The 20,831-nt window shown below is 61.0% G+C and carries 19 protein-coding genes and 1 tRNA gene; 9 read left to right on the top strand and 11 right to left on the bottom strand.

Translation table 11 applies throughout. From position 1 onward, the window contains the following. Positions 1–37 precede the first annotated feature (37 nt). The 4 genes from BTM36_RS09905 (at position 38) to BTM36_RS09890 (ending at position 3,570) form a co-directional block, all read left to right on the top strand. Positions 38–733, top strand: coding sequence for a hypothetical protein (locus tag BTM36_RS09905; RefSeq protein WP_077236117.1), 696 nt, complete (start codon positions 38–40; stop codon positions 731–733). A gap of 12 nt (positions 734–745) precedes the next feature. Then, positions 746–1,603 carry an OmpA family protein gene (locus tag BTM36_RS09900; protein ID WP_077236116.1) on the top strand — a complete coding sequence of 286 codons (858 nt, stop codon included), beginning with the start codon at positions 746–748 and terminating at the stop codon, positions 1,601–1,603. Between the two features lie 510 nt (positions 1,604–2,113). Further along, positions 2,114–2,479, top strand: a complete 366-nt coding sequence (locus tag BTM36_RS09895) for a hypothetical protein (protein ID WP_077236115.1) — start codon at positions 2,114–2,116, stop codon at positions 2,477–2,479. After that, positions 2,476–3,570 (top strand): beta family protein, encoded by a 1,095-nt coding sequence (locus BTM36_RS09890; protein WP_077236114.1) that lies wholly within the window; start codon positions 2,476–2,478, stop codon positions 3,568–3,570. Before BTM36_RS09895 ends, BTM36_RS09890 begins: the two co-directional genes overlap by 4 nt. On the opposite strand, the gene BTM36_RS09885 is transcribed toward BTM36_RS09890, so the two are convergent. Both BTM36_RS09885 and BTM36_RS09880 read right to left on the bottom strand, forming a co-directional pair. Further along, positions 3,567–4,352, bottom strand: coding sequence for a sce7726 family protein (locus BTM36_RS09885; RefSeq protein WP_168189770.1), 786 nt, complete (start codon positions 4,350–4,352; stop codon positions 3,567–3,569). The two genes, BTM36_RS09890 and BTM36_RS09885, sit on opposite strands and share 4 nt — an antisense overlap. A 325-nt stretch (positions 4,353–4,677) precedes the next feature. Further along, a tRNA-Phe gene (locus BTM36_RS09880) sits at positions 4,678–4,753 on the bottom strand. An 85-nt stretch (positions 4,754–4,838) separates the two neighbouring features. On the opposite strand from BTM36_RS09880, the gene BTM36_RS09875 reads away from it, so the two are divergent. Then, on the top strand, positions 4,839–6,071 hold the full coding sequence (locus BTM36_RS09875) for a UbiH/UbiF family hydroxylase (RefSeq protein WP_077236112.1): 1,233 nt from the start codon (positions 4,839–4,841) through the stop codon (positions 6,069–6,071). 183 nt (positions 6,072–6,254) lie between these two features. Further along, positions 6,255–7,022, top strand: coding sequence for a DsbC family protein (locus BTM36_RS09870; protein WP_006461481.1), 768 nt, complete (start codon positions 6,255–6,257; stop codon positions 7,020–7,022). Positions 7,023–7,091: 69 nt separating this feature from the next. On the opposite strand, the gene pth is transcribed toward BTM36_RS09870, so the two are convergent. After that, a complete protein-coding gene (pth, locus tag BTM36_RS09865) occupies positions 7,092–7,670 on the bottom strand; it encodes an aminoacyl-tRNA hydrolase (RefSeq protein WP_077236111.1) in 579 nt (192 codons plus the stop codon). A gap of 223 nt (positions 7,671–7,893) precedes the next feature. On the opposite strand from pth, the gene BTM36_RS09860 reads away from it, so the two are divergent. The 3 genes from BTM36_RS09860 (at position 7,894) to BTM36_RS09850 (ending at position 11,476) form a co-directional block, all read left to right on the top strand. Further along, entirely contained in the window at positions 7,894–10,245 is a 2,352-nt protein-coding gene (locus BTM36_RS09860; RefSeq protein WP_077236110.1) for a Tex family protein, read from the top strand. A gap of 297 nt (positions 10,246–10,542) precedes the next feature. Further along, positions 10,543–10,986, top strand: a complete 444-nt coding sequence (locus BTM36_RS09855) for a hypothetical protein (protein ID WP_077236109.1) — start codon at positions 10,543–10,545, stop codon at positions 10,984–10,986. 70 nt (positions 10,987–11,056) lie between these two features. Next, the gene (locus BTM36_RS09850) at positions 11,057–11,476 is read left to right on the top strand and encodes a hypothetical protein (RefSeq protein WP_077236108.1); all 420 of its coding nucleotides are present in this window, start codon (positions 11,057–11,059) and stop codon (positions 11,474–11,476) included. Positions 11,477–11,650: 174 nt separating this feature from the next. Here BTM36_RS09850 and BTM36_RS09845 read toward each other — a convergent pair whose 3' ends face one another. From BTM36_RS09845 to pilM, 8 genes are all read right to left on the bottom strand, one after another. Continuing rightward, positions 11,651–12,400, bottom strand: a complete 750-nt coding sequence (locus tag BTM36_RS09845; protein ID WP_077236107.1) for a DUF5610 domain-containing protein — start codon at positions 12,398–12,400, stop codon at positions 11,651–11,653. A gap of 470 nt (positions 12,401–12,870) precedes the next feature. After that, positions 12,871–14,022, bottom strand: a complete 1,152-nt coding sequence (locus BTM36_RS09840; protein WP_077236106.1) for a deoxyguanosinetriphosphate triphosphohydrolase — start codon at positions 14,020–14,022, stop codon at positions 12,871–12,873. Positions 14,023–14,024: 2 nt separating this feature from the next. Next, positions 14,025–15,833 (bottom strand): bifunctional shikimate kinase/3-dehydroquinate synthase AroKB, encoded by a 1,809-nt coding sequence (aroKB, locus tag BTM36_RS09835; RefSeq protein WP_077236105.1) that lies wholly within the window; start codon positions 15,831–15,833, stop codon positions 14,025–14,027. A gap of 210 nt (positions 15,834–16,043) precedes the next feature. After that, entirely contained in the window at positions 16,044–18,089 is a 2,046-nt protein-coding gene (locus tag BTM36_RS09830; protein ID WP_077236104.1) for a type IV pilus secretin PilQ, read from the bottom strand. Then, a complete protein-coding gene (locus BTM36_RS09825; protein ID WP_077236103.1) occupies positions 18,086–18,781 on the bottom strand; it encodes a type II secretion system protein N in 696 nt (231 codons plus the stop codon). The genes BTM36_RS09830 and BTM36_RS09825 overlap by 4 nt, the downstream gene beginning before the upstream one ends. Further along, entirely contained in the window at positions 18,778–19,356 is a 579-nt protein-coding gene (locus tag BTM36_RS09820) for a hypothetical protein (protein WP_077236102.1), read from the bottom strand. Before BTM36_RS09820 ends, BTM36_RS09825 begins: the two co-directional genes overlap by 4 nt. Continuing rightward, on the bottom strand, positions 19,353–19,928 hold the full coding sequence (locus tag BTM36_RS09815) for a PilN domain-containing protein (protein WP_077236101.1): 576 nt from the start codon (positions 19,926–19,928) through the stop codon (positions 19,353–19,355). Before BTM36_RS09815 ends, BTM36_RS09820 begins: the two co-directional genes overlap by 4 nt. After that, on the bottom strand, positions 19,925–20,824 hold the full coding sequence (gene pilM, locus BTM36_RS09810) for a pilus assembly protein PilM (protein ID WP_077236100.1): 900 nt from the start codon (positions 20,822–20,824) through the stop codon (positions 19,925–19,927). Before pilM ends, BTM36_RS09815 begins: the two co-directional genes overlap by 4 nt. Positions 20,825–20,831 lie beyond the last annotated feature (7 nt).

The raw sequence follows: 20,831 nt of genomic DNA, 5'->3' as shown, positions 1-20,831 counted from the left end.
GGGATGAGGGGATGGACGATGCAGACGGGGGCCGGCGATGAATAGATCCGTGCTGGATTTTTTGATGCCGCAATGGAATGGCGCGGTCGATGGCGGCCTGCAGCTCGTGGTGGCCCTGCTATTGCTGGCGCTGGTGATCGGGCTGCCGCTGCTGCTGGCGCGCAGCGCCCGTCCGGTGCAATGGGAGGCCCGCCTGGGCGCACTCACCGGCGAGGGCCGCGCCCTGCCTGCACCCACCACCCCGGAAGAATTGAGCCAGGCCGTCGCGACCGCGCCGGAACGCTGGGCGCAGGTCGCGCCTGGCATGGTGCTGATGCTGGGCCTGCTGGGCAGCTTCATCGGCCTGGGTCTGGCCCTGGGCGATACGGCTGCGGTACTCGGCCCGCAACAGGCACCGGGCGCACTGGCAGCGGTCATCGATGCGCTGGGCGCCAAGTTCAGGATGGCCACCTGGGGCATCCTGGCCTACCTGATCCTGAAGATCTGCATCACCCTCAGCGCGCGCGAACAGACGCGCCTGGCCTGGAGCGTGAGCACCCTCAGGCGGCTCGATACCGAACAGGCACACGCCCGCGCGCAACTGGAGGCGCAAGACCGGCAGCGCCTGATCGACGCCATCACCCACAGCAGCAACGCGCTGCTGGCGGCACAACAGGCCGAAGCGCAACGCGCCCACCTGCGCCATGCCGAGTTGATGGACGCCCTGCAGCGGCAGACTGCTCGCTCTTCCTGACCTGAGGCAGCGATGAAACAGGCAGACAACGAATGGGTGGTCGCCACCGGCCTGATGGCCGCCCTGGCGGCGGTGCTGGTGGTGCTGCTGGCCGTGCATCGCGCAGGCGGGACCGAGGCCGCGCAGGCCGCCCTTGCGCAGCAACGGACAGCGCAGAGCGTGCCGCCTGCCTCGGCCACGGTGCCGGCTGCGGCACCATTGCCGACGCCGACATCGCCGCCAGCAACTACACCAGCAACTACGCCAGCACCGACACCGACCCCACCACAGCCCACGCCCTCGACGGCACCAGCGCCGGCGCAGCCGACAACGACGCCGGCTGCGTCGCGTGCCGACACGCCCACGGCGGCGCAGGAACAGCGGGAACAGGATCAGCGGGAGCAAGGCGTGACCGGCGTATTGCGTCAGGTGCAGAACGTATTTGCGCAGCAGGGCGCTTCCCGATTGGTTGCCATCGATACCGAGGCGGGCACGATCACCCTGAAGGAAGGCGCCTTCCGCCGCGGCAGCGCCTGCGTGGAACCGGAAGCCCGGGCCGCCTTTGCGCAGGTAGAGCAACGCATCGCCGATTACCTGAAGCAGAACCCGGCAGGCCGCATCTATGTGGAAGGCCACACCGACGACAAGCCGGTCAAGGCACCGGTGACGGATGTCCGCGCCTACTGCACCGTCTATGACGACAACATCACCCTCTCCGCCGCCCGTGCGCGCGAAGCGCGACTACTGCTGATCGGGCGTAGCGCACCGGAAGCCGCGCGCAGGGTGATCGTGGCGGGGTATGGGGATTCACAGCCTTTATCGGGGCTGGCTGCCAGTGATGAGCGGAATCGGCGGGTGGAGGTGAGGTTTGTGAATGGCGGGACGAGGTAGGGAATCGACCGCGAGGACAAAAAGACTCACAAGGCGGAAATTTTTACTTTAGACCGGTACTAATTCTGGGGTACGGTCAAGTCAGTCACCTCGGCAGACATTGATTGATCTGCCTTTGGATGATTCTGCTTTGAGTTTATGGCCAGGCCCCACTCAGGGTAAAAGCCACACTCGTAACGATGATGGACAGTGGTGAGCAAAACGTAGGGATGCTGCTACTACTCGTAAGAAGACAAGTAATGATGATTTTGATTTGAAAATGATAATCATCTTTCATGGTCTCAACTAATATGGCTTGGCGGACACGCGCCGTTTGGTCTGTGCCATGGACGACAGAAACGTTTGGAAGTGCAAGTTAATTAATAGGCGCTTGGATGTCATGTGCGAGCTTCTGCTGTTTGAGCCACATGCTAGTTAGTTTTGCGTAGCATTTGGGCTGAGATATGTATGCTGAGTGGGATGTAAAAGAAAGAGAACTTGTGTATTCCTAATCCTTGATGGAATAAGAAGATGATCATAAATTTCGACAGAGTTGTCGCAATAGTTAGCTTAGGCGTAGGTGTCGGGAGCATTGGAATCGGTGTGGCTTTAACTGATGCTCCGAAAAATGCTCAAATTATTTCGCTGTCAGGATGGGCGGCGTCCTTTGCAATCACGTTACTGCTCAGTATTTCAGCGTTCATCGTCATCGGGAAATTTGAACGCCGAATCGAAAAAATCAGTGACGATTTACTTTCGAAGGAAGAAGAGCTGATTAACTACAGAAATATTTCCATCGCACTCACATCAGTGATCAATCCCGAGCCGATGATCCAAAATATCAGAAATAACTTGGCCGCCCATATGGCGAAAAACCAACCAGATGAAGACGCATGAAAATGAACTTTAATAACTACGCTTACTTTCCGATATTACGAACTCGTCAGGCAGAATTGAACGGTCTCTACCATCTTTCTGACGACGCAAAGGACAAAATACTTCCAATCATTACATTGGGAAAATGGAGAAATACTGACGGGGTGGATAAGGCCTTAGGCAAAGTTGAAGAGTGCCTTGGTAGTCGAAATTTCATTTTGGACTTGAGTAAAGAAATTCAGCATCAAAATGAATCCATAAGTAATTTAATGCTACCGGATTCTATCTTTAAGAACTGGTTGGAATTTATCGAGAAAAACAAATCCGTGGTGCCAGTTGTTCAATTCGCGCCGACCGCGACCCGACGAAACGTTGTACAACAAGCAGTCGCAATAGAGAAGCTGGGAAGGACGCCGGTATTTCGCGTCAGGATTAATCAAAATGAACTTGATAGCACACTGGCCTCGCTTTATGCCTTGAATGCGCCAGAAAAAGCATTGATTATTATAGATGCAGGGTATATCAGAGAGGTGTCAACGAAGCTTATTAAGGCGGGGGTACTGCAAACCATATTAAATACCATCAATACGATAGTGCAAGAGGTTCCGGAGACTTTGCGAGTGCTTGCGGGGACAAGTTATCCACGGTCTGTAACGCAGTATCGCAATGACGACAGTGAAACAAGCGGAAGAATATCTATGCTTGAGCACATACTGTATGACTCCATCGGACCAGACATTGTTCGCTACGGAGATCATGCATCAATTCATTCAGTTGTGTATGACGACGAAGGCGGGACATACCTGCCTAAACTTGATGTGCCTTCTGATCACTACTGGTATTTTGAGCGTCGGCCAGGCACTAAAAGCGAGGGTTATAAAGATGCTGCTGAAACTCTGTTGAAAAATCATCCATCGTTAAAAACTAATACCTGCTGGGGGGCGGAAATGGTGCGAAACACAGCAGCTGGGAACGGAAAAACAATTAATTCACCGATCGCTGCAATTTCAGTTCGAGTGAATTTACATATCGATTATCAGTTGGAATTTTTAGAGGCAGCGAATGCTATGCCTCCGAAAGAAGATAATGGAGATGAAGAGAGCTGGATTTAGTTATTTTGAATCGGGACCAAGATATGCCGAGGCATGTCTTCTGGTATATCTCCGTCCGGAAATAAACGGGAAAAATCTAGTTCGCGGTGATGATGCTTGTTTGGAGCCGTTAGGTATTTTGCGAAAAGGGTGTCGAGTTCTTTTCTTTTCGTTTTGCTTTTACTTAAGTTCGCTATATCACCAGGATGCGTTTTTTCTCGTTGCCGAAGTTTCTGGAAATTTTGAAAAGTCGTACGGTACCGATTTTTTATAGATTGAATCGTAAAGCGCCGCAGGGACGCTAGCGAATTATCTAGCGCCAATGTTGTAAGTTCAGATCGTGAATATGATCCGAGGTTAAATTCCACCTTGTTCTTGAGCAGCAGGGTTAGCTCTGATTTCAACAAAAAATCACACAATAATTTTTTATCGGAGATTTCCTTGATTTTTCCTGGGCGTCGAATTTTGAGCTGCACAGAATCAGACCGGAGTTCCTCGGCTTCCCAAATGCCAACCTGCGACGGTGTGTTTTCTAGAGCGTAGTCAATGAATTTTGAAGAAAGCACTAAGGTTACTTTGTCAAATCGCTTTAGATAAACTGCCAGCTGCCCATCCAATCGCTTCAGTGAGTCCAGATCGCTTTTAATTTCAAAGGCCTCTAAATGACCATTGGCAATTACTATATCGGCTCTCCGTTCCGCATTTCCCACTGACATTTCATTAATTAAGACAGCATCGTGCCTCTGCAGTTTTGCGAACAATTTGTCGATGACGGCGGCCTTAATATCTTGCTCGTTTAACACGGAAAGCACCCTATTGGCAGATAGCAGAATGACTCATGAAATCTAGGTGTAAATCAGAGTTTAAGCCAGAAGTGGGATTTAAGTTGGTTTTGGTCTTCTTAGCGAAGTCTTGCTTGGCTTTTATTTCAGTTAGATCGCACTAACTTCTCTCATTTGAGGCCGGAGGTGCAAATTTTCTACTGCGATCCCTGACTCTGATTGACAACAGGAGTAAGAGTTTTTTATAAAAGACAGCAGTCCAAGAATGGACTGGAGCCAAGGATTTTCCGTCCCGGAAATGAAAAACGCCAACCGCTAAGGGCTGGCGTTTTTTTTGGAACATTCTTGGTGGCCCGGGGCGGAATCGAACCACCGACACAAGGATTTTCAATCCTCTGCTCTACCAACTGAGCTACCAGGCCAAGACGGACAAGTATAGCGGCTTTGAAGAAATATGCAAGTCCTTTTTGAAAAATAGTTTCCGCCACCCCGTTTATAATCGCCGACATGAATACCAATTCACATTCCCCATCTTCCTCGCCGGCCGCGGCTGGCACTGATATCTGCATCGTCGGTGACGGCGCGGTCGGCAAGACGGCGGCGCTGGGGCTGGCGCAGGCCGGCTTCAAGGTGACCCTGCTGGCGCCACCGCCCAAGCCCGCCGCACCGGACCCGGCCAGCTGGGACGTGCGGGTCTATGCGCTGAACCATACCGCGCATCGGCTGCTGTCCTCGGTCCGCGTCTGGGATGCCATGGATGCCGCGCGCATCGCGCCTGTGGATAACATGACCGTCCACGGCGACGGCCTGCCGGAAAAGGCGCAGCCCGGCCTGCTCAGTTTCGATGCCTACGCCGCCCGCACCGATGCCCTGGCCTGGATCGTCGAAGACCGCAATCTCGACCAGGCGCTGGACGCCGCCCTGCGTTTTGCGCCCAATGTGCGCGTGCTGCAGGGCCGCGCCACGGCGCTGGCGGTCAGCGGCGAGACTGCCACGCTGACGCTGGAATCCGGCCAGGCCCTGTCCGCTTCACTGGTGGTGGGGGCCGATGGCGCCAATTCCTGGGTGCGCGGACAGTGCGATATCGGGCTGGATTACCGCTCCTATGGCCAGAACGCCATCGTCACTAATTTCACCTGCGAGCTGCCGCATCGCGGCGTGGCCTATCAATGGTTCAGTCCGACCGAGGGCGTGATCGCGTTGCTGCCGCTGCCGGGTAACCGCGTCTCGCTGGTGTGGTCCGCGCCGCAGGCGCTGGCCGAGCAGCTGCTGCGCCTGCCGTTGTCGGCACTGGCCGAGCGTCTGGCGCAGTGGGCCGCGCCCGTGCTGGGGGCGCTCACTCCGCTGCAGCCGGAGGTGGCCAAGGCTTTCCCGCTGCGCCTGATCAAGCCGCATGCGATGATCGCGCCGCGTGTGGCGCTGATCGGCGATGCCGCCCATGTGGTCCATCCGATGGCCGGGCATGGCATGAACCTGGGCTTTGGCGATGTGGCCGCGCTGATCGATATCCTGCTCAAGCGCGAGCCCCAGTACGATTGCGGCGATGACCGCGTGCTGCGTCGCTACGCCCGCGCCCGCAAGGAAGAAGTATTGCTGATGCAGATCGCCACCGATGGTCTGCATCGGCTCTTCTCCACCGAGGCCGAGCCGGTGCGCCTGGTGCGCAATATCGGCATGAGCCTGGTGAACCGTCTGCCGCTGCTCAAGCGCCGGCTGATTGCCCACGCGTTGGGACAGTGAAGCGCGGCGATTTCAGGTAAGGTAGTGGCCTTTGGCGAGACAGCAGGGCTGGTTGGGCCTGCCGTTGCCGGAAAAACTGCCCCGCGATTTTTTTTGAGAGACATCTGCAACCCCAGTCTTTGCAAGGCTTTGCGGCCGATGCGTCAAGGATTGGGTGTGCGTTTGATTTGAATCAGGACGAGTATGAAAAAATTTCTGACCGCCGGTGCGAGCCCATTGCGCCATCTGAGCATGGCGGCATTGCTGCTGGTTTCCACCGTCGTCGGCGTGAGCGCCCATGCGCAGGCCGAGGCGGCTGACAGCACCGAGGCCACCATCAAGAAGCTCATCGAGCCGCGGCTGGGCAAGGATGCCAAGGTCGATGCGGTGACCAAGACGCCGTATTCCGGCCTCTATGAAATCCAGATCGATGGCGACGTGATCTACACCGATGCCAAGGCCCAGTACCTGTTCATCGGTCGCGTGGTGGATGCGCAGAGCTACCGCGACTACACCAAGGAAAAGATCGATTCGCTGAACCAGGTCCCGTTCTCGGGCCTGCCGCTGGACAAGGCGATCAAGACCGTCAAGGGCAATGGCAAGCGCGTCATCGCCATCTTCGAAGATCCCAACTGCATCTACTGCAAGCGCCTGCACAAGACCCTGCAGGAAGTGGACAACATCACCTACTACACCTTCCAGTACAACATCCTCTCGCCGGATTCCATCGTGAAGTCGCGCAACATCTGGTGCGCGCCCAATCCGAGCAAGGCCTGGAACGAGTGGATGGTCAACGGCAAGGAAGCTCCGGCAGCGGCGGCCTCCTGCAATGCGCCGCATGAGGATGTCCTGGCACTGGGCAAGAAGCTCAAGGTGACCGGCACGCCGACCATCTTCTTCACCGACGGTTCGCGCATTCCTGGCGCGGTCGATGCCAAGGGCCTGGAACAGAAACTGTCTTCGCTGAAATAAGTCCATGACGCACGGGAGCGCCTCGCAGGTTGGGGCGCTCCTGTTGCGTTGTGGTTCAGCGCATCAGGCTCATTTCCCCGTATGCAGTTCCATCATGGCGGCCTCGAACTTGCCCTGCACCAGCAGGGGGATGACGTTGAGGCTCTTGTCCAGGGCGTCGTTGATGAGCGCCTGTTCTTCCTTGCGCGGCCGGTGCAGTACGAAGTCGGCGACCGGCTGTTGCAGTCCCAGCGTGCGCGGATGACCGATGCCCAGGCGCAGGCGCCAGTAGTCCTGGGTGCCCAGTGCGGCGGTGATGTCCTTCAAGCCATTGTGGCCGCCGGAAGAACCGCCTTTCTTGATCTTGGCCGCGCCCGGTGGCAAGTCCAGTTCGTCATGCACCACCAGCACTTCGTCCGGATTGATCTTGTAGAAGCGCGCCAGCGCGCCGACCGACTGGCCGGAGCGGTTCATGTAGGTCTGCGGTTCCAGCAACCACACCTCATTGCCGGCGATGCTGGTCTTGCCGGCCAGGGCGTTGAAGCGCTGCTCGCGGCTCAGGCGGACCGGACCGGCGAGGTTGTCGACCAGCCAGAAGCCGGCGTTGTGGCGGGTTTGTTCGTATTCCGGGCCGGGGTTGCCGAGACCGACGATGAGACGGATGGTCATGTTGCAAGAAATGAGGGGCTGCACGAGGCGGAAGCGCCGATTATCCCGGCTTTGGCCGCCGCCGTCCAATCCCCCATGGCCCGGATGCGCCCGTGCCGCCTGCCTTCCCGTGCAATCAGGCAATGTCAAGATTGGCGCGGGTGGCTGAATTGCGTATCATCCAACGCTTGTTTTTCTTCACCGCATAACTGCTTAATTGCTTAACTGTTGACTGGGTTTCACCATGCTGCCTTCTATCGAACAACGACTCGCCCTTGAACTCGCCGCCAAGCCGGTTCAGGTCGCTGCCGCCATCGCCTTGCTGGACGAAGGTGCCACCGTCCCCTTCATCGCCCGCTACCGCAAGGAAGTCACCGGCGGCCTGGACGACATCCAGCTGCGCCTGCTGGAAGAGCGCCTGCGTTACCTGCGCGAGCTGGAAAGCCGCCGCGCCGCGATCATCGCGTCCATCGAAGAGCAGGGCAAGATGACGCCGGTGCTGCTGGACGCCATCACCCACGCGGAAGACAAGACCCGCCTGGAAGATCTCTACCTGCCCTACAAGCCCAAGCGTCGCACCAAGGCCCAGATCGCCGCCGAAGCCGGCCTGACCGAGCTGGCCGATGCGCTGCTGAATGACCCGGGCCTGAACCCGGAAGAGGAGGCCGCCAAATACATCAAGGCCGCCTTCACCACCGACAACGGTGACAATCCGGGCGTGCCCGATACCAAGGCCGCGCTCGATGGCGCGCGCCAGATCCTCATGGAGCGCTTCTCGGAAGATGCCGAGCTGCTGCAGAGCCTGCGTGAGTACATCACCGAACATGGCGTGGTCGAATCCAAGGTGATCGATGGCAAGCAGGACGCTGGCGAAAAATTCGCCGACTACTTCGATTACTCCGAGACCTATTCCACCATCCCTTCGCACCGTGCGCTGGCGCTGTTCCGTGGTCGCCGCGAGGAGATGCTCAACGTTGTTCTGCGTCTGGACAGCGAAGAAGAAAAGCCGAAGTGGGATGCGCCCCATAATCCTTGCGAAGGTCGTATCGCCTCGCGCTTCGGCGTCTCCAACAAGGGCCGCGCCGCTGACAAGTGGTTGTCCGACACCGTGCGCTGGGCCTGGCGCGTGAAGGTCTTCATGCACCTGGAAACGGAGCTCATGACCAACCTGCGCGAGAAGGCCGAGGCCGAGGCCATCAACGTCTTCGCCCGCAACCTGAAGGACCTGCTGCTGGCCGCGCCTGCCGGCCCGCGTGCCACCATGGGCCTGGACCCGGGGCTGCGCACCGGCGTCAAGGTCGCCATCGTCGATGCTACTGGCAAGGTGGTCGCCACCGATACCATCTACCCGCACCAGCCGCGCAACGACTGGCACGGTTCGCTGCACACCCTGTCGCAGCTGGCCGAGAAGCACAATGTCTCGCTGATCTCGATCGGCAACGGTACCGCCTCGCGTGAAACCGACAAGCTGGCACAGGACCTGATCAAGCTGCGTCCCGAACTGAAGCTGACCAAGATCGTGGTGTCCGAAGCGGGTGCGTCGGTGTATTCCGCCTCGGAATTCGCTTCCAAGGAATTGCCGGATCTGGATGTGTCGCTGCGTGGCGCAGTCTCGATTGCACGTCGTCTGCAGGACCCGCTGGCCGAGCTGGTCAAGATCGATCCCAAGTCCATCGGCGTGGGTCAGTACCAGCACGATGTGAGCCAGTCGCAACTGGCGCGCTCGCTGGATGCCGTCGTGGAGGATTGCGTGAACGCCGTGGGCGTGGATGTGAACACCGCTTCCGCTCCGCTGCTGGCACGCGTGTCGGGTCTGAACGCCAGCGTGGCACAGAGCATCGTGTCGTATCGGGATATGAAGGGTATGTTCAGCTCGCGTGCTGCCTTGCGCGAAGTACCGCGCCTGGGTGACAAGACCTTTGAACAGGCGGCCGGCTTCCTGCGCGTGATGAATGGCGAGAACCCCCTGGATGCGTCGGCGGTCCACCCGGAATCCTATCCGCTGGTGGAAAAGATCCTGGCCGACATCAAGAAGGATGTGAAGAGCGTGTTGGGCCAGACCTCGCTGTTGAAGGGCCTGACCCCGGCCAAATATGCCGACGAGAAGTTCGGCGTGCCCACCGTCACCGACATCCTCAAGGAGCTGGACAAGCCCGGCCGCGACCCGCGTCCGGAATTCACCACCGCCACCTTCAAGGAAGGCGTGGAAGAGATCAAGGACCTGCGTCCGGACATGATCCTGGAAGGCGTAGTCACCAACGTGGCGGCCTTCGGCGCCTTCGTCGACATCGGCGTGCACCAGGATGGTCTGGTGCACATCTCGGCGCTGTCCAACACCTACGTCAAGGACCCGCACACCGTGGTCAAGGCCGGCCAGGTGGTCAAGGTCAAGGTGCTGGAAGTGGACGAGAAGCGCAAGCGCATCGCCCTGACCATGCGCCTGAACGACACCGCCCCGGCCCCGGGTGCACGCAACGAGCAACGTGGTGACCGCAACGATGCGCGTCGTCTGTCGCAGCACCAGAACCAGCGTGGTCGTGAGCAGGCACCGAGCAACAATGCCATGGCAGCGGCGTTTGCGAAACTGCGCGGTTGATGTGACGCACTAAGTGACGCGCTGATCGCCTTGCCTCGCAAGGCGCCGTAAAAAGGACAGGCTGTTCCTCTCGGAGGAACAGCCTGTTTTTTATGGGCGATCTGGATTGCAGGTTTGCGATCTCCAAGTATTTTTATTTATCGCGCCTAAAGTGCGCTCTCGCGCTAAAGAGTGTCGCGACTTCATTAACATGGCTGCCCTTCCGGTCCTTGCCTGACGATGAACTGAATGTGCCTCACATGGCCTCACATCACTTCCCTGTGGACCGGTTACCCCCGATCCGACAAGGAAAGCAGCATGGAAGCAACGAACGCATTTCGACTGGAATATCCCCGGCTCATGAAAGCCTTGCTCGCTCTCATCACGTTCAGCACGGTGACATCGATGTTCGGCTTGATCAGGCCAGGGCTTGACCTTCTGGTCTTCATCAATTTTCTGGTGCTGGTCGTGATGCTCGTCGTTCCGTGGTGGCACTATTCCAGCCCCAGTTGCATCGGTGAGGCATTGGTGAAGATACTGAGCGTAGTGCAGGGCATCGCCGGTGCCTGGTATATGGCTGCGTCGCTCGAGCCCATCCTCTTCGGGGTGCCGGGGCCGGGGAAATGGCTGGCGCTGCTGCTTGCGCAACTGTTCAATCTGGCATTTTCCTGGATGTTCTTCAAGGCCGCGACCGTATGCCGCATTGAAAGTGGAGCGCAGGCGACCATGGAATGGCTGAAAGATCTTCCAAAAGACCGATAGACGTAGGTGGCCGGGCTACCTGGAATTGTTTCAGGACCTGGTTCGCGCTGCCCGCTCAACCGGGACGTCCATGTCCTATCCCTATGTCCCTACCTACCAGCGAACGCGCTGCCACATCATGAAAATCGTAAAACTGAAGTATCCGAGGCTGCTGGGCTTTGTCATTTTGATGCTGGCGTCGCTCGGGTTAGGCTCATTGCTTGCGACACATGGTTTTTCGTTGCTGCTGGTTGTTCTGGCCGGAATGCTGCTGGTGCATTACTCGCGGCCAAGCCTCGTGGGTTGGGTACTTTTCATCTGCTTCATCGTGGCACCGGTGGTGGTCCTCGGCGTCATTGCATTTAGCTTTTTCGAGTTCAGCCGAGCTCTCCGCGGGTTTCGCGATCCTTACGAAATTATCTTCATATGGGCTGCCGCAGCGACCGGCGTGGCAGTGTTGATCGGCTTTGTCACCCAGGTGCTGAGAGTCGGCAATGAGGACGGCCAATGAGCAGTGGAACCGGCGTGCCAGGACTGCCAAAGTGGTTCGCCTAGCGCGCGAAAGCGATTGCGCCGGATTCGGAATCTGCGATTCCACTGTGCGTCCGGAAGAGCAGAGAAAAGGAGGCGGAGGCGTCCATCGGCATATCGCCGCAACGATACTCCGCCCTATCTGCGGTCAGAGTCAGGCAGTTGTACTGATCCGCGTCTGGCTCACCGATACCGAGATACTGACGGTGGTCTCGCTGGCAACCACGGTGCCGCCCTGGCCATCACCGTTGTCAGTGCTGCCTTCACTATCGCCACCATCCTGCTTGCCACCCTTGACATTGTTGATGAAGTCATTCAGCGACTTCTGCACGAGGTCATAGGTCTTGTCGATGTTGCTGGCGATGTCGCCCTGCAGGACGCTCAGGCTTTCCAGGATGTCACGTGCTTCCTTGAAGCCCTGGTCGACGCCCTTGAAGATCAGGTTCATGTAGTCGTCGATGTTGGCGGCGTCTTCCTTGTCGGGATTGTTCTGCTTGTAGAGCTCGAACATGTTGGTGATGAAGGAGACGATGCGTCCGGCCGTGCCCTCCGGCGAGTTGTCCTGGGACGCAGCGTTCTGCACGGCATTGTCGCCCAGCTGCGGGCGCAGAATGTCGTTGATGTTTTCGATGGCGGTCTTGTAGACCAGCGACAGGGGATCGTTACCGCTCTGCAGTGACACCTCCAGCGAGGACTGGACGATGGACAGGTTGAACTGTGCCTTGGCGCCTGCTTCGGTCAAGAGATTCGCTTTTCTGGCTTCGGCGATCTTGTCGTTGCTGGTGCCGGACGCACTGCCAGACAAAGCGGTGCTGTCGCCGCTGGCGGCGTTGGCGGAGTTGGAGGAAGTGGTGCTGGGCAGCAGGGTTTTGCTGTCCAGGCCGGTGGTGTTGCCGATGGCCATGACGGTCTCCTGTAGAAAAAGGGGATCCGGGCATCAAGGGGGAAGACGGATCCACTGGAAATGATGGTGCGTCGGATGACGAACCACTCCATTCCTGCATAACGGCCCGGTCGTGACGGACTTGATATTGACAAAAATTAACAGGTGTCAGTTTCCCAGTCCGGGTGGTGCCACTTGCTCCGGTGGATTTGTTCGATCTGACGAAAAGCCTTTACTGTAAAGGCTTTGCGGCGAGCCGATGCGGGTCGATACGGTGGCTCTCACGATAAAAAATTTTTCAGAAAAAATGTAACGAAATGTCCGACCCGTGGTGGCAGGCGGATTTCATTTGCAGTGATGCAATGAAATCACGATGACATGCTGCCAAGGACGAGCTGAGAGAAAACGCAGCGTATCGAAACGCCGCGTTCAGCGACGATGAGGATGTAGATATGGATGTGGATGTGGATGAGCTGGAAAGCCTGCTCCGCTCATTCCATGACGAACAGGCGACGATGTTCGCGGATGGCGTAACGGTCGGTCATGCCGGCGATGTAGTCGGCGACCTTTCTTGCCTGCTTGTCCAGCTGCTGGGCGTCATCATGCATTGCCTTGACTTGATAGTCCGGTGGCAGCAGGCTGGGCTGGCCCATGAAGGCAGCAAACATCTCGGCAATGATGCGCCGCGCCTTGGCGGTCATGCGGTTGACCTGATAGTGACGGTAGAGCTTTTCACGCAGGAATTTCTTCAGCACTGCCGCTTCGCCGGCCATGGCATCGGAGAAGGCAATGAGCGGCGGGGCGTTGCGGACATCCTCGATGTCGCGTGGCGCGAGCTCGGCGATGCGCACGCTCGCGGTCTGGATCAGGTCGACGATGAGCGCGTTGATCATGCGGCGGACCGTCTCGTGGATCACGCGGCGACCGGTGATGCCGGGATAGGTCTGTTCGACTTCGCGCAGATGGCGGGCAAAGAAATCCACTTCGCTCATCAGCTCCATGGTCAGCAGGCCCGAGCGCAGGCCATCGTCGATGTCGTGGTTGTTGTAGGCGATCTCGTCGGCCAGGTTGGCCAGCTGTGCTTCCAGCGAGGGCTGTTTCTTTTCCAGGAAGCGCACGCCGATGTCGCCCAGTTGTCGGGCATTGTGCAGCGAGCAGTGCTTGAGGATGCCTTCGCGGGTTTCGAAGGTGAGATTCAGACCATCGAAGGCGCCATAGTGCTGCTCCAGCTCATCGACCACGCGCAGGCTCTGCAGGTTGTGCTCGAAGCCGCCGTGGTGCTTCATGCAGTGGTTCAGCTCATCCTGGCCGGCGTGGCCGAACGGCGTGTGGCCCAGGTCGTGGGCCAGGGAGATGGCTTCGACCAGGTCTTCGTTGAGTTGCAGGTTGCGTGCGCAGGAGCGAGCAATCTGCGCGACTTCGATGCTGTGGGTCAGGCGGGTACGGAATAGGTCGCCTTCGTGATTGACGAAGACCTGGGTCTTGTATTCGAGACGGCGGAAGGCGGTGGAGTGGACGATGCGATCGCGGTCACGCTGGAATTCGCTGCGCGAGCCGGGCGGGGTTTCACTGAAGCGCCGGCCCCGCGAGCTTGCCGAGTGGGCGGCATAGGGAGCCAGACGGGGGGGCGCTTCAGCGTGCATGTTTACTCTCCGGTGCAGGCCGCCAGGGTTTGCAAGAGCAATTCCTGCGGCACGTTGGTGATCAGGGGGCTGCCCAGCGGTTTGATCAGGATGAACTTGATCTGGCCGCCTTCGTTTTTCTTGTCCACTTCCATCAGTTCCAGCCAGCGTTCGGTACCGAGGCTGGGGGCCACCGTCGGCAGGCCGGCTGCGGCGGTGACTGCCTGGATGCGGTCCCGCGTGCCGGCATCGATATAGCCCAGTCGCTGCGACAGGTCGGCTGCCATGACCATGCCGCAACCGACGGCTTCACCGTGCAGCCATTGGCCGTAGCCCAGGCCGTTTTCGATGGCGTGGCCGAAGGTGTGACCGAAGTTGAGGATGGCACGCAGGCCACCTTCGCGTTCATCCTGGCGCACCACGTCGGCCTTGATTTCGCAGGAGCGCTGGATGGCGTAGGCCAGGGCAGCATCGTCCTTGGAGACCAGTTGCGCGATATTGGTTTCGATCCAGTCGAAGAAGGGCGCATCGATGATGGCGCCATGCTTGATGACTTCGGCGATGCCGGCGGCCAGTTCGCGCGCGGGCAGGGTATGCAGGGTGGCGGTGTCGGCGATGACGGCCTGTGGCTGGTAGAAGGCGCCGATCATGTTCTTGCCCAGCGGATGGTTGATGCCGGTCTTGCCGCCCACCGAGGAATCGACCTGCGAGAGCAGGGTGGTCGGCACCTGCACGAAGGGTACGCCGCGCATGTAGGAGGCGGCGGCAAAGCCGGTCAGGTCGCCGATCACGCCGCCGCCCAGGGCGACCAGGGTGGTCTTGCGATCACACTTGTCGGCCAGCAGGCGGTCGAAGATCTTCATCAGGCTGGCCCAGTTCTTTTCTTCCTCGCCGTCGGGCAGCACGATTTCGCTGACCTGTTTGCCGGCAGCGCGCAGGGCGTTGGCGACCTTGTCCAGGTACAGCGGGCCGACCGTATCGTTGGTGACGATGGCTACGCGCTTGCCCTTGACGTATTGCGGCAGCAGGGACGCATCGTCCAGCAGGCCGCGACCGATGTGGATGGGGTAGCTGCGCTCGCCCAGGTCGACGTTGAGGGTGATCGGGTGGATGGCGGTGGAGGCGGTGTTCTGGTTCATGCGGTAATGGCTGGGTTCGGCGCCGGCAGCGCCATGGAAGGTCTGGGAGAAATGGCTGGTGGCGACCACCGTAGTACCGTCGGCGGTACGGGTGACCAGCGCGCTGCTGCGTTCGATGACGACGGCTTCATCGGCCTGCGCTCCATCAGCCTCCGGCGAGGGCTGCCAGGCACCCTCCTTGGGTGACAGTTCCAGATGGCTGATGATGGTCTGTACCAGGAATTGGACATTGGGCCGGTTGGTCTCGATCACGAAGTCGGCCACCTCGCGGTAGAGCGGGTCACGCTGGCGCGAGAGTTCTTCCAGCTTGCGACGCGGGTCGGCGGTCTGCAGCAGCGGGCGGTTCTTGTCGCGCCCGGTGCGCTGGAGAATCTGGTTGATGCTGGCCCGCAGGTAGACGACGGTGCCGCCCTTCTTGAGGTTTTCACGATTCTCGGCACGCAGGACGGCGCCGCCACCGGTGGCCAGCACGATGTCGGGCTGGGCCGAGAGTTCGCGGATCACCTCCGCTTCGCGCCGGCGGAAGCTTTCCTCGCCCTCGATCTCGAAGATCACCGGGATGGTGGCGCCGGTGCGCGCCTCGATCTCGTGGTCCGAATCGACGAAGCGCTTGTTCAGCTTCTTGGCCAGGGCCCGGCCTATGGTGGTCTTGCCGGCTCCCATCAGGCCGACAAGGAAGATGCTTCCAGTCATATCTAAGAATTCTGCGCTCTACGCTACTGGCCAATGTCGATGGCGCCGCGCATCTGACGGCACGGTCACCCGCCGCCCGGTGGGCGGTGTCCGGGCCGGCCGCCGGCCGGCTTGCGCCCGGCGGTACGGGCCTGGAACAGCGATTTTACCGTTCTTTGTGCCGCCGCCGGGAAAAATCGGGCTGGACAGCCCGCCGGGGGGCAACGGGCGTCAATACGGGCGCGGCGGTGCGACGATGCGGGGTGTGAGGAAGATCAGCAGTTCGGTCTTGTCGCGCACCCGGCTGTTGCTGCGGAAGAGGGCGCCCAGGAGGGGGATGTCGCCCAGCAACGGTACCCGGGTTTCATGGTCGTTGTCGGTCTGGGTATAGATGCCGCCGATGACCACCGTGCCGCCGTCTTCGACCTGGACCTTGGTCTTGACGTGCTTGGTGTTGATCGCCAGGCCGCCCGGGGTGACGTTGCCCCGGCTGTCCTTGTTGAGGTCGACGTCGAGGATCACATTGCCGTCGGGGGTGATCTGGGGCGTCACTTCCAGCTTCAGGTTGGCTTTCTTGAATGCGGTGGCGGTGGTGCCATTGCCGGCGGCCTGCTGGTAGGGGATTTCCTCGCCTTGTTCGATCAGGGCCGCCTGCTGGTCGGCGGTGATCAGGCGCGGACTGGAGACGATCTTGCCGCGCCCGTCGGCTTCCAGGGCCGAGAGTTCGACGTTGAGGAAGCGCTGGGCGGCGGCGTTGAAGAGGGTAAACCCGAAGCTGCCCGGAGTGGCGCCGCTCAATGGCTCGGCACGCAGGTTCAGGGCTGATTCGCTCAGGTAGAGACCCGGTGTGGGTGGCGTCTGCCGGGTCTGCTCGCCGATGGCTGCATAAGTGTTGCCCACCGCTGCGCCGCGGGTGGTCGCCGCCAGCCCGAGCTTGACGCCGAGGTTGCGGGCGAAGCTGTCGTCAGCTTCGACGATGCGGGCCTCGATGAGGACCTGGCGTGCCGCCACGTCGATGCGCTCGATCAGCTTGCGCACGTTGGCCAGCACGGCCAGGGTGTCGGTCACCAGCAGCTGGTTGGTGTGATGGTCGATCATGGCGCTGCCACGGCGTGACAGCAGGGTGTTGCGGCGCCCGGCCTGGGTGTTGCCGTCCTCGCCGATGCCGAGTGCGCGGCGCAGGGTGTCGGCGCGCTGGTAGTTGAGCTGGAAGCTTTCGGCATGCAGCGGTTCCAGGTCGGCGATCAGGGCTTTCTGTTCCAGCTCCTGGCGTTCGCGCGCCTGCATTTCCTCGCGCGGGGCGATCCACAGTACCTCGCCAGTGCGCCGCATCTCCAGTCGCCCGGCCTGCAGGATCAGGTCCAGCGCCTGATCCCAGGGGACATCCCTCAGGCGCAGGCTCAACTGCCCGGCCACGGCGTCGCTGGCCACGAGATTGACGTCGCTGTAATCGGCCAGGACCTGCAGGGCGGTGCGGATGTCGATGTTCTGGAAATTGAGCGATAACCTGTCGCCGCCATCGTGCTTGTCGGTCGGTGTTCCGGAGGAAGCGGGGACGGTGCTGCCGCCGGTGACGGGCAACACGTCGATCACCAGACGGCGACCGCTCTGATAGGCCTGGTAGCGCCATTGGCCCTGCGTCTCGAGCACCACGCGTACGCCTTGTTCGTACGGGTAGGCATGGTATTGCGTCACGGGGGTGGCGAAACGCCCGACCTCGACCGGCCGCTGCAGGTCCGGTGACAGGCTGGCGCCGCCGATGTCCACCACCAGGCGCCGGCCCATTTGACGGACCTGCAGCGGTTGATCGGCCGCGCCCAGCTCCAGTATCAGTTGTCCCTCGCCGGCGCCGCCGCGGCGAAAGTCGATGTTCTGCAGTGCGCCGGGCTCGGGCGCGGCGCGCTGGTCGAGTTCGACCAGCAGGCGAGCATCCTCGACCCGCAGACGATGGCTGACGGCGTGCTTGAGCTGCAGTTGCAGCCGCAGCCGGTCGTCGTCGGCGGCCACCAGCACGCGCTTGAGCAGGCCGCTGCCGGCCAGCGCGCGGGGCAGCATGTCGGCAGGCGTGGTCTTTGGCAGGTCCAGTACCAGTTGTGCTGGATCAAGCAGCTGGAATGCGCCGACCTGTGCGGGGTCCACGGGATGGGACAGTTGCAGGCTCAGTGTGAGCCCTTGCGGGCGGTACTGGATACCGATGCCGTAAAGGCGGTTCTCGGCCAGGGTCGGCCAAGGTGACAGGGACAGCAGACCGGCGAACAAGAGCAGCAGGGTTCTCATTGCCGGCTCCGGGGGCGGATCAGGCGGCGCCCGTTGCTGCGGGGTGCCAGGCGCTGGTTGCGTGCATTGCGTGCGTAGGGCGTCACGGTTGGGCGTGCACCGGCCGCGTAATTTTCCATCGTGATGGTCTGGGTCGACCCGGCGTGGTGGAGGGCGATCTGGTCTTCGTGCACCGCCAGCACTTCGCCAAGCGCGCCGGGAAGCTGGTCGCCGACCTGCAGGCTGCGGGTGGCGCCGTCCAGCTCCACCAGGGCGATCCGCTGATCGTTACGACGTAGCGTACCCAGCAGGCGCAGCGCCGGGCGTGCGGGTGTTGCCGGGGCGGAGGATGGTGATGGGGCGGCAACGGCTGTAACAGCTGCAACAGCAAGGTCTTCCTCTTCATCGCTTTCCGTCGCAGGGCTGGCTTTGCCGCGCGCCTGCCGTGACGTGAGCGTTGCTGTCGCCGCTTCATCTTCGAGTTGGAATGGATCGGGAAGGTCGGACGAGGGATGTTCGATTTCTCCCGCAGGCGGGCGCGAGGCCGACGCTGTGGCGGGTGGCAGGCGCAATGACTGTTCACGGCTGAGGGTGATCCACTGCCGGGTTGCCGTGGCCTCGTCAGGGTGTTCCAGTGTCACCAGCGCGGCATAGGCGGTCGCGGCCAGCAACACCGGCGCAAGCATCAGCGAGGCGAGGGAAAGCACGCTCATGGTGGAGACTCCATGGAAGCCGACTTGGCATTGCCGGTGGGGGCGGAGACCGTGGCCTTCATCAGCAAGGCCGCCTGCGTGCCGCGCTCGCTGGTGATCTCCAGGTTCTCGAAGAGCACCGGCATCGGTGGCCGGCTGACCTGCTCGACGAAGCGCAGCAGGCCCGCATGCTTGCCACGCAGGCTGATGGTGGCGCTCAGTTTGCCGGGCTGGGGCTGGAACGAGGTCAGTACCAGACCATGCTCCTCGGCGCGGCGCGCCAGCTTGGCATGCAACAGTTCGGGTTGCTGCTGGTCGGGGCGCCATAGCTGAACCTGTTGCGCGACCAGTTGCATCTCCAGCGCGGTCTGGCGCGACTGCAGGCCATCCCGCAGCGCCAACTGGTTCAGGGCGGATTGATACTGCACGCGCAGGTCCTGCTGTTGCCGTTGGGCAGACTGGCGCGATTCGTCCAGTTCTTCGACCGCCAGCAACAGCCCGCTGGCCGCGCACGCCAGCGTTGTCAGCAGGTACAGCGCCAGCCGTGCCGGCCGGGGCCAGTGGGCCGGATGGGTACTCAGGCTTGCACGTTTCATTTTGGCTCCTGGGTGGCGTTCGCGGCGGGTGGCGCCAAGGGGATGACGATGCTGAAGGCGTAACCACGATCTTCGGCGTGCAGATCATTGAGGGTGGCACCGTCCAGGCCGGCACCGGTGAGCGCGGCGGCGTATTCCTGCACCGCTTGCGCGGTTGCCGCATGGCCGCGCAGCTCGGCCCGCCCGGCTTGCAGCATGACTCGCTGCAGACGGGTCTGCGGGTTGCCGGCCTGGGCCGCGCCGCGCAGCAACTGGATGGCCTGCTGGCGCCGTCGGGCCAGTTGTTCTTGCACACTCAGCTGTGTGTTGAGCGCTTCGATGCGGGCGCGCAGTGCGCTGGTCTGTTGCACCAGGGGCGCCATCTTTTGCAGCTCCTGGCTCAGCATGGCATTGGCCTGCTGCAGCGATGCCGTGTGCCACCACACCCGCAGGCCGGGTACTGCGGCGATCAGGCAGCCCAGCAGCGCAGCCACTGCCAGCCAGCGATAGAAGCCCAGTTCGCGCTGGCGGCGACGCTGCTGCGGGGTGCGCGAGAAATCGAAACTTGCGAAACTTGCGAAGCTTGGCTTCATGCCATGCCCTCCCACGCCAGGGCCAGGGCCAACTGATAGTCGGCCGGGATTTGCGCAGCGATCGCGGACGACAGCATCAGCGGTGAGGGGATGGGGGCGAGCTGCGCATCGATGCCGGCATATTTGACGAAGGCGCGCCCGATGGCGCCCAGCTGAGGGTGGTCGCCGCTGAGCAGCAATCTGCGCGGCAGGGGTTTGAGCAGCGGTGCCACGCTGGCCAGCAGGGGCAGCGCTCCGCCTGCGGCAGCCTGCGCCGGCAGGTTGTGGGCCGGGCCCCTGCCGTGCAGCAGCCAGTTGCCGCCGCGGTCCACTCGCAGGACCGCAGTCTGGTCGGCACGCCGCTCGTCGCGCAACCAGGCGGCCAGGCACAGGTCCTCCGGTGCCAGCGTCGCCAGGGAGCGATTCAGGGCCTCGGCCAGTGCCAGCCGGTCTTCGATGGCCAGCGTCGAGGCGGCCAGCGCCAGCACCTGGACGTCGGCGGGTGAGGCCGGTTGTGGACCGAGTATCCGGTAATCCAGTACCTGCTCTTCGGCCGACGCGCCATGGGCGGCCATTTCGGCGCGCACCTGTGCCAGGCGCTGGACCTCGCTGGAGCAGGCCGGCAGGACCAGGCGACGGCCGGTCAGCGTCGCGGCCGGCAGGGCCAGCGCCAGGGTGGCGCCCTGGCACACCGGGTTGTCCAGCAGCGAGCGGCAGATCAGCACCAGTGCATCGAAGTCGACCACCTGGCCATCGCGGCACAGGGGCCTGGCCGACAGGCGCTGATCCAGGCGCAGCAGTTGGGCGCGCTGGCCGCAGCGGCGCAGCAAGGCCAGTTGGACCCGGTCAGGACCGATGTCGACTCCGGCGCACAGGCGCGCCGACATCCGGCGGGAAGGAAAGATGGAACTAGCCATGCCGCAG

The organism is Herbaspirillum sp. VT-16-41, from assembly GCF_001994935.1.
Taxonomy (GTDB): Bacteria; Pseudomonadota; Gammaproteobacteria; order Burkholderiales; family Burkholderiaceae_D; genus Herbaspirillum; species Herbaspirillum frisingense.
This window is presented reverse-complemented; position numbering and strand designations above follow the sequence as displayed.

Excerpts from the sequence above, each read along its gene's own strand:
- BTM36_RS09905 (WP_077236117.1), top strand. The coding sequence starts at position 38 with ATGAATAGATCCGTGCTGGATTTTTTGATGCCGCAATGGAATGGCGCG.
- BTM36_RS09825 (WP_077236103.1), bottom strand. The coding sequence starts at position 18,781 with ATGAGCGTGCTTTCCCTCGCCTCGCTGATGCTTGCGCCGGTGTTGCTG.
- BTM36_RS09895 (WP_077236115.1), top strand. The coding sequence starts at position 2,114 with ATGATCATAAATTTCGACAGAGTTGTCGCAATAGTTAGCTTAGGCGTA.
- BTM36_RS09870 (WP_006461481.1), top strand. The coding sequence starts at position 6,255 with ATGAAAAAATTTCTGACCGCCGGTGCGAGCCCATTGCGCCATCTGAGC.
- aroKB (WP_077236105.1), bottom strand. The coding sequence starts at position 15,833 with ATGACTGGAAGCATCTTCCTTGTCGGCCTGATGGGAGCCGGCAAGACC.
- BTM36_RS09820 (WP_077236102.1), bottom strand. The coding sequence starts at position 19,356 with ATGAAACGTGCAAGCCTGAGTACCCATCCGGCCCACTGGCCCCGGCCG.
- BTM36_RS09850 (WP_077236108.1), top strand. The coding sequence starts at position 11,057 with ATGTCCTATCCCTATGTCCCTACCTACCAGCGAACGCGCTGCCACATC.
- pilM (WP_077236100.1), bottom strand. The coding sequence starts at position 20,824 with ATGGCTAGTTCCATCTTTCCTTCCCGCCGGATGTCGGCGCGCCTGTGC.
- BTM36_RS09815 (WP_077236101.1), bottom strand. The coding sequence starts at position 19,928 with ATGAAGCCAAGCTTCGCAAGTTTCGCAAGTTTCGATTTCTCGCGCACC.
- BTM36_RS09845 (WP_077236107.1), bottom strand. The coding sequence starts at position 12,400 with ATGGCCATCGGCAACACCACCGGCCTGGACAGCAAAACCCTGCTGCCC.
- BTM36_RS09875 (WP_077236112.1), top strand. The coding sequence starts at position 4,839 with ATGAATACCAATTCACATTCCCCATCTTCCTCGCCGGCCGCGGCTGGC.
- pth (WP_077236111.1), bottom strand. The coding sequence starts at position 7,670 with ATGACCATCCGTCTCATCGTCGGTCTCGGCAACCCCGGCCCGGAATAC.
- BTM36_RS09890 (WP_077236114.1), top strand. The coding sequence starts at position 2,476 with ATGAAAATGAACTTTAATAACTACGCTTACTTTCCGATATTACGAACT.
- BTM36_RS09855 (WP_077236109.1), top strand. The coding sequence starts at position 10,543 with ATGGAAGCAACGAACGCATTTCGACTGGAATATCCCCGGCTCATGAAA.
- BTM36_RS09830 (WP_077236104.1), bottom strand. The coding sequence starts at position 18,089 with ATGAGAACCCTGCTGCTCTTGTTCGCCGGTCTGCTGTCCCTGTCACCT.
- BTM36_RS09900 (WP_077236116.1), top strand. The coding sequence starts at position 746 with ATGAAACAGGCAGACAACGAATGGGTGGTCGCCACCGGCCTGATGGCC.
- BTM36_RS09860 (WP_077236110.1), top strand. The coding sequence starts at position 7,894 with ATGCTGCCTTCTATCGAACAACGACTCGCCCTTGAACTCGCCGCCAAG.
- BTM36_RS09840 (WP_077236106.1), bottom strand. The coding sequence starts at position 14,022 with ATGCACGCTGAAGCGCCCCCCCGTCTGGCTCCCTATGCCGCCCACTCG.